This is a genomic window from Pedobacter nanyangensis, from assembly GCF_003313505.1.
Classification (GTDB): Bacteria; Bacteroidota; Bacteroidia; order Sphingobacteriales; family Sphingobacteriaceae; genus Pedobacter; species Pedobacter nanyangensis.
Map to the genome: position 1 here is coordinate 74,103 of NZ_QMHO01000015.1, position 10,115 is coordinate 84,217.

Below are 10,115 nucleotides of genomic sequence, written 5' to 3' on the forward strand. Positions count from 1 at the left end.
ATGAGGCAAGTAAATCATCATCAACAAGTTCTATTTCAATCTGAACCTAAAGCTATCGAAGTAGATGAAACTTCGTTATGGCAAGGTTTGAAGCCAACCATAGATAGCTTTCCCGATCAAGATACAGAGCTGCTACCTGGATTGAAATGGGGCGTCTGCTACCAACTGTATACACCTGCATTCTGGAAACTTCAATATGTTATGAATACTTTTTCAGATGAACAGACTGCTCATCAAATTGGCGGTAACCTTATTGAAGAAATTATCCAATGTATATTGGGAGGGTATGGAATTCCTTCTGAAATGGGCACGATGGCCTTCGAACGCTTAAGGCAAAGAGGGTTGATCCAAAAACAAATAACTTTTGATTCCATTTTAGTTGCGATGAAGGAACCTTTTATAAATAACCAGAATAAATTGGTTAATTATCGCTTTGCACATCAGAAATCAGTGTATATTCATGATTTTTTAAATCGAGAAGATCTCGATGAGATACCCGATAACGACGATCTTCGGCTGAGGGAATGGCTAATGGGACTGAAAGGTATTGGCCCAAAAACGGCCTCATGGATTACAAGAAACTGGTTAAGAAGCGAGCGGGTGGCAATCTTGGACATACATATTTTGCGTGCAGGAATGATCACAGGTTTTTTTGACAAACACCTAAATGTCACTACTCAGTACTACCATCTAGAGGCCAATTATTTAAACTTCTGTAACCTGTTGGAGGTCAGACCATCAGATATGGACGCGATTATTTGGAGTTATATGAAAAATAATAATAAATTAGCACTAAGTATTTTATCAACGTTAACTTAACGCTATCGAAAATGTCTGGAAGTTCTGGCACCTCATTTGGAGTGAGCTCTAAATCAATTAGTTGTGAGGATTTGATTATCCGAACCCAATTAGCATCCCCTGACCCTGATGTCCTCGTTGATATTCATGCAGGCGATGTTTTATATGTAAAGCTTTTAAATGCAACCGGACCTATACAGGCGATTACAATGGATGGTAGGGTTGCTGGCGCAATACTTACCTCCAACCCAACACAATTGATCAATTGTATTTCTGCAGGAACGGAGTATCAGGCAAAAGTATTTAGTATAAACGGAGGTGATTGCCAAATCACTGTTTATTGTGCGGCTAGATGATTTCTGTAGTTGGGGGATTTTATATTGAGCGGTGCCTACATCCTCATTTTTCCGAAAAATTTGGCTCAGGATTGAGAGCATGCCATGCAATAAGGAACTTGGATTTAAATGTGGAACTTGACTTCCATACCTTTGTGCCAAGCGATGAAGAATTCAACCTTAAAGTAGCCGGATCGACACTCAATATGGTTGTCAATCCTTATTCAAGCGCCCAGTCAATTGAATTTCACTATGACCATCCCCTACGACCTCCAGTAATTATTCCCAGACCAGATTTGATCAAGCAGGCAGGTCCTATTTGTTTAGATGCAAAAAATGTGCTATACTATGGTATGTTAGAAGGAAATGCGATTTTACATGGCGATAAAGTTGTTTATGATCCACAGTCACCTGTCAAGCCGATTGCTTTTAATTTGACCGGTTCAACGGCTAAAGAGCTTGCTGTGGTCGTGAATCATCGTGAAGCAAGTTTGGTTGCAAATGCTACCGATGAAAAAAGTATAGTTGATTTCTTTTTCAACATAGAAAAAGCCGCAATACTCGTATTGAAGATGGGGCCAAAGGGTGCTAAGGTATTTCTTTCTGATGGTTCCTCTGAAATAATTCCGGTTTACAAAACAAACTCAGTTTGGCCGATTGGATCTGGCGATGTTTTTGCCTCTATATTCGCTTATTATTGGATGGAGATGAACTTAACTGCAAACGAAGCAGCTGAGAAGGCTTCATTTATGACTGCACTTTATTGTAATTCTAAGAATTTTTGGTTTAGGACCTCTGCCAAGCAAGAATTTATTCAACCTTTGTCGATTAGTGACTATCCAAAAGGGAAAGTTTATCTGGCAGGACCTTTTTTTAACTTTGCTCAGAAATGGCTAATCAATGAAGCTTATTTAAGTTTATTGGGGCTGGGCATGCAGGTGTTTTCTCCATGGCACGATGTCGGGGAGGGAACTGTTGATCAAGGGGTTGCCAAGGCAGATATTGACGGTCTTGAAGAATGTAAAATCGTTTTTGCTGTTGTAGATGGATTGGACTCAGGCACATTGTTTGAGATTGGTTACGCTATTAAAAAGAAAATCCCTGTAATTGTTTATGTAGAAAATGAGACCCCAGAATCTTTAACAATGCTTACTGGTACTTTCTGCATTATTGAACATGATTTTACAACAGCATTATATAAATGCCTTTGGAAGCTAGCTGAAAATGAGTAGCGGTATACTTTTGTCGGGAGGTATTGATTCGATTGCCTTGGCTTACTGGAAGAGGCCCAAGTTTGCTTTTACCTTGGATTATGGACAAACACCATCGCTTGCCGAATTAAGGGCGAGCTCGGAAATTTGCAAGGCATTAGGTATCGAACATCAGATTATTAATGTTGATTGTAGCAGTGTTGGTAGCGGAGATCTTCTAAATACGGATGCTATTGATGTTTCCCCATCAACGGAATGGTGGCCTTATAGAAACCAGTTATTGGTGACTTTAGCCGCTATGAGGGCTATTTCCTTAGGTGTAAAGAACCTAATGGTTGCCTCTGTAAAGTCTGATGGATTCCATAAGGATGGCACCTCAACATTTTATAATTTACTAAATGAAGTGATGTCATATCAGGAAGGGAATATAAATGTAACTTGTCCTGCCATAGACCTTACCTCGGCAGAACTTGTTAAAATTTCGGCTGTTCCAGACAGCCTGTTGTTCTGGGCGCATTCATGCCATAAATCAAATACACCTTGTGGGAATTGCCGTGGCTGTAATAAATATCGGCAGGTAATGTATGAACTCAAAGGCGAATAGCATGGAAAATCCAAGTCCTAAAGAAATTCAAGACCTAATTCTGCCTTTCCAATATCCTCTTGATCATGTAGGCATAAGACTTAATAGACCAGAGCAAGACCCGGAATTGAATTTTTTTTCGGTGATCAAAGACAGAAAATCTATTAGGAACCTTAAGCCTCTCAAAGAAAAGCAGCTTGACTACTTATTTTGGTTTGCTGCAAGAGTTTACCAGGCCTCAGTTGCCAATGATTATATTTTGTCACATCGCGCCAGCCCGTCGGCTGGAGGCATACATCCTATAGACATCCTTGTTCACAGACCTGAAAACTCATTTTTTGAATACTACAGCCCGTTCGAACATCATTTGTACAAAGTTCAACTTGAACAAGAAATAATTCAAAGTCTCCTATGCCATATTGATCTTGCATTCCCAAATAGAGACACGCCCCTTTTGTGGTTTTTAGCTCATGGAAAGCGAACCAAAGCTTTCTATCAAAATTTTGAAAGCTTAGTTTGGAGAGATGCTGGCGCTCTTCTTCAAACCTTTCAGTTGACCTGTACGGCGTTAGGTATGGGTAGTTGCGCTGTGGGTACGCTTGGAGAACCCTTTATTTCTTCCTTATTCGGTGAAGATATTGTTAGTGCAGGCGGAATTATTATCGGAAATATTTGATATTTACGTTTGTTCACTTTAAATTAGTGTTCACAAATTTGTGAACATTATTAAAAAGTGAACATGAAGGAGCAGGTTTTATTTCAGGTTATGTCTGAGCTCGAACAAAAAACCAATCTACAAGCGAGGTGGTATGAGGATGCCCAGGATAATCAAATAGACGGAACGTTGCAGTTAAGCAATGGCTATGAGCAACATCTTTTTCCAGCAATATTCAAGAAGGACATAAAACCAGTAGCACTTGTTGCTTTACAAGAAACGAAAGAGAGTTTTAGCGATTTGATAGTAATAGCGGATATAATTTATCCGACAATAAAAGAACGCCTTAGAGAATTGGGCATCAACTATGCAGACTCTGCTGGCAATTGTTATATCAGAAAGGGCAACTGGCATTTCATGGTCGATGGCTTAAGATCAGAGCCTTTAAGACCAGTATTAAAGGAAAAGACTTTTACAAAGACTGCGCTTATCTTGATATTCCATTTCTTGAATGACAGCGCATATCTTAACACTACCTATCGACAGATTGCTGAAGATTATGATACGGCACTCGGAAATGTCAACAAAATCATTAATTCCCTCAAAGAACAAGGGTATGTACAAAGGACCAATGAAAAACTTCTGGTCATAAACAATAGAGAAAAGCTACTCGAGGAATGGGTAACGGGGTATCACCAAAAGTTAAAACCAACAATATTTCTCGGCCAATTCCGATTCGCGAATGAATATGGCAAGGATTGGACAAAACTCCCTCTGGGCCTCCAAAACCAGTGGGGAGGAGAACCAGCAGCAGATATTTTAACCGGTTACTTAAAACCTGCTGAATTGACTCTTTATACTACAGAGAAAAAGGTTGACCTGATAAAAAAATACAAACTGATACCTGGAAATGGGAATTTATTTATCTATAAAAAATTTTGGAAATTTCCCGACAAGGACCTTAATGTGGTCCCAACCATGCTCATATATAGTGACCTTATAAGCACAGGAGATCCAAGGAATCTAGAAACCGCAAGAAAGCTTTACGATGGATTATTTGAAAATTAACTTTGAAGAGATGAGGAATGGGGTAATGGCCAGTACCTTTGACTCATTGGAAAGAGCTTTTGACAAATTCAATATTGACTTCTATTTAATCGGAGCTTTTGCTAGGGATATGTGGATGAACCATCTTGAAGAATTGCCTTCCAGGAGGGCAACAAGGGACATCGATTTTTCATTGTATATAAGAGATATAGAAGATTTTCAAAAACTGAAAGATTATTTGGAGGTTAATGAAGGTTTTGTGAAAGGTGATGAGCCTTACCGCCTATTTTCACCCGACCAAACAATTGTTGACCTGTTGCCCTTTGGGGGGATCGAGGATGATGGGGTTGTATACCTTGATGGCAAAAAACCAATAGATATATCGGTTTTTGGCAATATGCAGGTACTGAACAATGCCGCAATAATTTCTACCGAGAATAGAGAGTTCAAAATCTGTACATTACCTGGTTTGTGCATAATGAAGCTTATTTCTGCTAGTGAAAAATCCGATCGGCTGAATAAGGACATGGGTGATTTTTACTACATTCTTGAAAACTATTTCGAAATAGCTGGAGAAAAGATATTTGAGAGCCCTTATGAAGATCTCATCGATGATAATTTTGTGCCAAAAATTGCTTCAGCAAAAATGTTAGGTAGAGAAATTAAAGTTATACTATCAGAATCTGATGAGCTACGAGATAAAGTATTGATACTACTTGCTAGGCAAAAAGGTGGTTTCTCAGATGAAGAAATAACAAACATGTACATACAGGAGAAAAACGACAACCAAATTATAAGAATGAAATTGATTACTCAGCTCCTTTTAGAATTATAAATATGAATTGGAAACAATTATTATCAGCGAAAAGATGGGGAAATGAAGCAAGTTAAATTGAGGCTCAAATTGATGTTATAAAATCTTGTGGATATCTTGCCTTATAAAAATCATGGCCTAATTTATTTGTGTCTAGGTTTATCCGATTTTATGAATGTTCGTAATCTGATGGCAGTACGACGACATTCTTCTTCATCAAAATTACTGATGTCTAGACGCATACTTTGAATGGTAGCGTTTTGTCTTTTTTGATTAATACAAAATTTTAATCTAAATCCTTCATTTTTCAGCTGTTCAAAGATCCGCTTCAAGTCCAGATGTTTTGGAAAACTAATCCATATGGCAGTGCCATTTTCTGGCAGTTCATAATCTATGTAAGCACCAAGCTGTAGTTGGAGGATTTGGTGTAGCTTTTTGATGTCCTTTTGTTTGGAGAGTCTTGCCTGTCTTGAAACAGAGATAAGCCCATTGTCATCGAGCAATTGATTAATGTTTCTCTCTTCTATATAATCCTGATAACCATATTTTATATCTGGCAGGGCACTCAACGTTCCTATCAACTGTCCTGGGGCAATGACCGTTCTGAGATGTTGCATATAGGGACTGGTTCGGCTAAGTGACGAACAGTGGATTACAAAACCATCATGATCATAGCATACCAAAGACTTAAAAGGATGTTTTTTCCACCAAAATTCATGGTCGTCATCTTCTTCGATGATATAAAAGCGATATTTTTTTGCCAGTTCCACCAATCTTAAGCAGGTGGCATCGTCCAAACTCCTACAAGTAGGGTAACAGGCATTTGGTCTCAGATAAAGGATGCCGATTTTTGTCTTTTCCAGTAGCTGTTCTATTTTTTCGAGCAAATCAGGTGTCCCCATTTCTATGCCTATCGAATTTTTACTGAACTGTTTGATAATTGAACAGACCATTTTGTCACAGGGAGCGGTATTGAGCACAATATTATTTTCGGTATGCAGTGCCTTGAAAATACACTTCAGGCAGTCGCGTCTTCCACGTATGACAAGTAATTGTTCCAAGTGTATCGAAAAGCCCCGTAATTTTAAATGAGTTAATATATTTTTGGTAAACTTTTCGGACGAATACCTGGTTTGCAACTCCATTCTCTTACGGGAACTTACATAGAAGGCTTTGCGGAGATAGTCTGGCCGGTTTTGGAAAGCGCTTGTACCGACCTGGATAAAATCCAAAGGCGATGATTTTTCCATTCCCAGTGTCTCCATCTCCGCTAGTTGTAACGGTTTTGGTAAAAGTTCCGGTACGATGGACCGGAATATTTGTTTCCTATTATCGGGCAATGTCTCTGCTACCGTGGCTTTGCTGCCACGGGTATGTGTCAGCCATCCGGTGGCAATCAGTTTGGTAAATGCCCGAAGCGTTGTATTGCGATTAACATTATTCAGCCGAGCAATAACCCTGTGTGATGGAACTGTTTCTCCAGTAACTACCGCACCGCTTTTGATGACCTTGATCATGAAATCCTCAATATGAGCGGAGCTGTGTTTTTTACCTGTGGGAGGAATTACCCACAAAGAAAAGTCATGTTCATCCATAAACTGCTATTAGATCTGTATTGGGTTAAACGCTGCGAATTTATGGTATTTTGGGAGAAATTCTTAAACATCAAACTGGCCTACTTATCTTGGTGGAAAGCGCCCTATCATAGCAGGCTCTATTTGGGGATTTGTTTTATAGAATCTTACTCCATTGTATCGAAATAGTATCGATTTTCTTTTTTTCTGGTTGAATAGCAGCCTTTTATAGGTGGCATAGATGGAAAGCGAACTACTGCCCTAAATAAACAAGCTCATTGTGTGGCATTTTTGCTCCATCCACAATGACATAATATATATGATGTTTAAAAAAGAAGCAATATCACAGGCGATAAGATCTCCGACAGGCCGCAATATGGGAGAAACCAAGAACGAGTCTATTAGGATTAATTTTATGTTTTTGAACCTCAATTATTGACAATATAATCCAATGTACGGCTAAGTGGTTCCAATATGATGGACAGGACACCTTTTCTCCTGCAAAAAAAAGCAGTATAATTTTGTGTATGGGTATTATGCGTAAACTGACCATGTCTCCCTGTCCGAAGCTGACCACTGCTAACAATTCGAAGCTGAACACTTCTATCTGCTCGTTAATGTACACCAAACTGTTTTAAGCTCGCCTTTATAAAACGAAAATTTGGAGTAACCAAAACATATTCTTTAAATGGCCAATACAACTATAAGTATGAATAAAATTAGACAAATCTTAAGGCTCTATGATCAAGGAAAGGGCAAGCTGACCATCGCTAGTTATCTAGAGCTATCACGCACAACCGTAAAAAAATACCTTGCAAGTTTTGACACTTGCGGTCTTTCTCTTAAAGAGGTTGATTCCCTTACAGATTCAGATCTCGACGAACTGTTTGGAAAAATCAACCAAAGGAATAGAACTGCAAGCTTAAGGATGCAGGCGTTGCAGCGCTGTTTCCCAAAAGTTGAAAAAGAGTTGAAACGTACGGGTGTAACCAGATTTTTGCTTTGGGAAGATTACATGAAGGAGTTTCCAGATGGCTATAAGTATACCCAATTTTGCAGGCATTTTAACGACTGGAAGGCGAAGGTAAATCCAACGATGCACCGCACCCACAAGGTCGGCGACAAACTTTTCGTGGATTTTGCTGGCGAAAAGCTATGCTATACGGATAAGCACACCGGGGAGATTATTTCTGTGGAGGTTTTTGTCGCGATTTTGGGTGCCAGTCAGCTGACCTATGTAGAGGCCGTGCCCAGCCAGCAAAAGGAGGATTTTATTACGGCTTGTGAAAATACACTACACTTCATAGGAGGATCGCCATCGGCAATCGTGCCGGACAACCTGAAAGCTGCAGTGATTAGGAGCCACCGTTATGAACCGACACTCAATCAAGCTTTTGAAGATTTTGCCCAGCACTATGACACCTGTGTACTTCCGGCAAGAGCCTACAAACCACGGGACAAAGCGCTGGTGGAAGGGGCGGTACGTATCATGTACACTAGACTCTATGTTCCCCTCCGACAGAAGCAATATTTTTCACTTTCCGAACTTAACGTTGCCATTAGGGAATACCTGGCAATGCACAATAACCAATTGCTCAAGGGAAGGAACTATAGCCGAAGGATGCAGTTCGAGGAGATGGAACGCAATGAGCTTAAGCCTTTGCCCGTGGACCGATTTGAGTTCAAACAGTCGTTTTATGCGAAGGTAAACAAGGACAGCCATATACTGTTGGGAACCGATAAGCACTATTACAGTGTCCCAGTAAGATTTCTAAGCAAGAAGGTCAAGATTATCTATTCCAATTCAATCGTCGAAATCTTTTCGAAATTCGAGCGCATTGCTCTCCATAAACGGAGCAAGGTTCCACATGCCTATACCACAAATACAAGCCACCTGTCCAGCACCCACCGATATTCTGCCGAACGTACTCCCGAAACGTTTATGGAAAGGGCCGAAGCCATCCATGAAGATGTGCTGTCGGTCATCAAGTCCATTCTGGAAAGTAGCCGTCATGAAGATCAGAAAACAAAGAGCTGTGAGGCTATACTTGGACTAGAGCGCAAGTATGGTGCAGAACGTTTAGCAGGAGCTTGCAGGCGGGCTATGGATTTCGGTATCGACGTTAGGATATTTAGGGCCATCGAATCGATACTCCTGAACAATTTGGACAATCAAAGGGAAAACGTATTTGCCACAGAATTAGAGATGCCATCGCATAAGAATATCCGTGGAGAAAATTATTATAAATAAGCAAAAACCAATTACATGAACAATTCAGATACATTAGATAAGCTCAGAAAATTAAAACTTTACGGCATGTTCCATGCGTTTAAAACAAACTTGGAGAAAGGGAGTACAGAGGGCTATACGCCAGATCAATTGCTTGGAGAGCTTGTAGATGCGGAATATGAAGATCGTATGAACCGGAAAATCAATAGACTGGTGGATAGTGCAAAATTCCGTTACAAAGCTTCTGTAGAACAAATCAATTTTAACAAAGACCGTAATATTGACAGAAACCAGATCCTTAGACTAGCAGAATGTGCATTTATCGAAACTCAGGATAACATATTAATTACCGGGCCTACAGGCATTGGCAAGAGCTACATTGCCTCTGCAATTGGCCATCAGGCCTGCGCTAAGGGACATCGGGTTACCTACTGGAGTACACCAAAGCTTTTCGCTAAGTTAAAGCTGGCCAAAGCTGATAATAGCTATTTCAAGGAAATGGCAAAGATCGTTCGGGCAGAATTGCTGATCCTAGATGACTTTGGCTTATATCCATTAGATAGTCAAACCAGGTTGATGCTGATGGAGATTGTCGAGGATCTTCATGGAAAGACGTCTATGATTTTCACTTCACAGCTACCTGTAAGTGCTTGGTTCGAGATGATTGGTGAAAAGACAATTGCCGATGCTGTGCTAGATAGGATTGTACATGATGCTCATCGTATTGAGGCCGTGGGTGAGTCCATGAGAAAAGTTAGACCTAAGAAGGTCGATAGTCTTGAAAGTATTTATCAATAGCTTTAATATTCAGTTAACTTGGGGGATATTCCAAAAGTGGCCACCTTTTTTTTCTTCAAAGTGGCCACTT

At 39.9% G+C, this 10,115-nt stretch carries 10 protein-coding genes; 9 read left to right on the top strand and 1 reads right to left on the bottom strand.

Annotation, left to right across the window (positions count from 1 at the left end; genetic code table 11):
- The 7 genes from DUT71_RS18310 to DUT71_RS18340 all read left to right on the top strand — a co-directional run bounded on the left by DUT71_RS18310 (nt 1) and on the right by DUT71_RS18340 (nt 5,464).
- Nucleotides 1-819: an 8-oxoguanine DNA glycosylase gene (locus tag DUT71_RS18310; RefSeq protein WP_113663993.1), complete on the top strand. Its 819-nt coding sequence runs from the start codon at nt 1-3 to the stop codon at nt 817-819.
- 11 nt (nt 820-830) lie between these two features.
- Complete coding sequence (locus tag DUT71_RS18315) at nt 831-1,154, top strand: hypothetical protein (RefSeq protein WP_113663994.1); 324 nt, start codon at nt 831-833, stop codon at nt 1,152-1,154.
- A complete protein-coding gene (locus DUT71_RS18320; protein ID WP_113663995.1) occupies nt 1,151-2,365 on the top strand; it encodes a PfkB family carbohydrate kinase in 1,215 nt (404 codons plus the stop codon). Before DUT71_RS18315 ends, DUT71_RS18320 begins: the two co-directional genes overlap by 4 nt.
- Nucleotides 2,358-2,948, top strand: a complete 591-nt coding sequence (locus DUT71_RS18325) for a 7-cyano-7-deazaguanine synthase (RefSeq protein WP_113663996.1) — start codon at nt 2,358-2,360, stop codon at nt 2,946-2,948. Before DUT71_RS18320 ends, DUT71_RS18325 begins: the two co-directional genes overlap by 8 nt.
- 1 nt (nt 2,949) lies before the next feature.
- The gene (locus tag DUT71_RS18330; RefSeq protein ID WP_162796112.1) at nt 2,950-3,603 is read left to right on the top strand and encodes a nitroreductase family protein; all 654 of its coding nucleotides are present in this window, start codon (nt 2,950-2,952) and stop codon (nt 3,601-3,603) included.
- A 63-nt stretch (nt 3,604-3,666) separates the two neighbouring features.
- Nucleotides 3,667-4,650: a type IV toxin-antitoxin system AbiEi family antitoxin gene (locus tag DUT71_RS18335; RefSeq protein WP_113663998.1), complete on the top strand. Its 984-nt coding sequence runs from the start codon at nt 3,667-3,669 to the stop codon at nt 4,648-4,650.
- Nucleotides 4,631-5,464: a nucleotidyl transferase AbiEii/AbiGii toxin family protein gene (locus DUT71_RS18340; RefSeq protein WP_113663999.1), complete on the top strand. Its 834-nt coding sequence runs from the start codon at nt 4,631-4,633 to the stop codon at nt 5,462-5,464. Before DUT71_RS18335 ends, DUT71_RS18340 begins: the two co-directional genes overlap by 20 nt.
- A 122-nt stretch (nt 5,465-5,586) precedes the next feature.
- Here DUT71_RS18340 and DUT71_RS18345 read toward each other — a convergent pair whose 3' ends face one another.
- Nucleotides 5,587-7,038, bottom strand: coding sequence for an aminotransferase-like domain-containing protein (locus tag DUT71_RS18345; protein WP_113664000.1), 1,452 nt, complete (start codon nt 7,036-7,038; stop codon nt 5,587-5,589).
- A 688-nt stretch (nt 7,039-7,726) separates the two neighbouring features.
- Between DUT71_RS18345 and istA the strand changes: the two genes are divergently transcribed.
- Together istA and istB are read left to right on the top strand one after the other, a co-directional pair.
- Nucleotides 7,727-9,268: an IS21 family transposase gene (istA, locus tag DUT71_RS18355; RefSeq protein WP_240186984.1), complete on the top strand. Its 1,542-nt coding sequence runs from the start codon at nt 7,727-7,729 to the stop codon at nt 9,266-9,268.
- Between the two features lie 15 nt (nt 9,269-9,283).
- Nucleotides 9,284-10,045, top strand: coding sequence for an IS21-like element helper ATPase IstB (gene istB / locus DUT71_RS18360; RefSeq protein WP_113664003.1), 762 nt, complete (start codon nt 9,284-9,286; stop codon nt 10,043-10,045).
- Nucleotides 10,046-10,115: the final 70 nt, after the last annotated feature.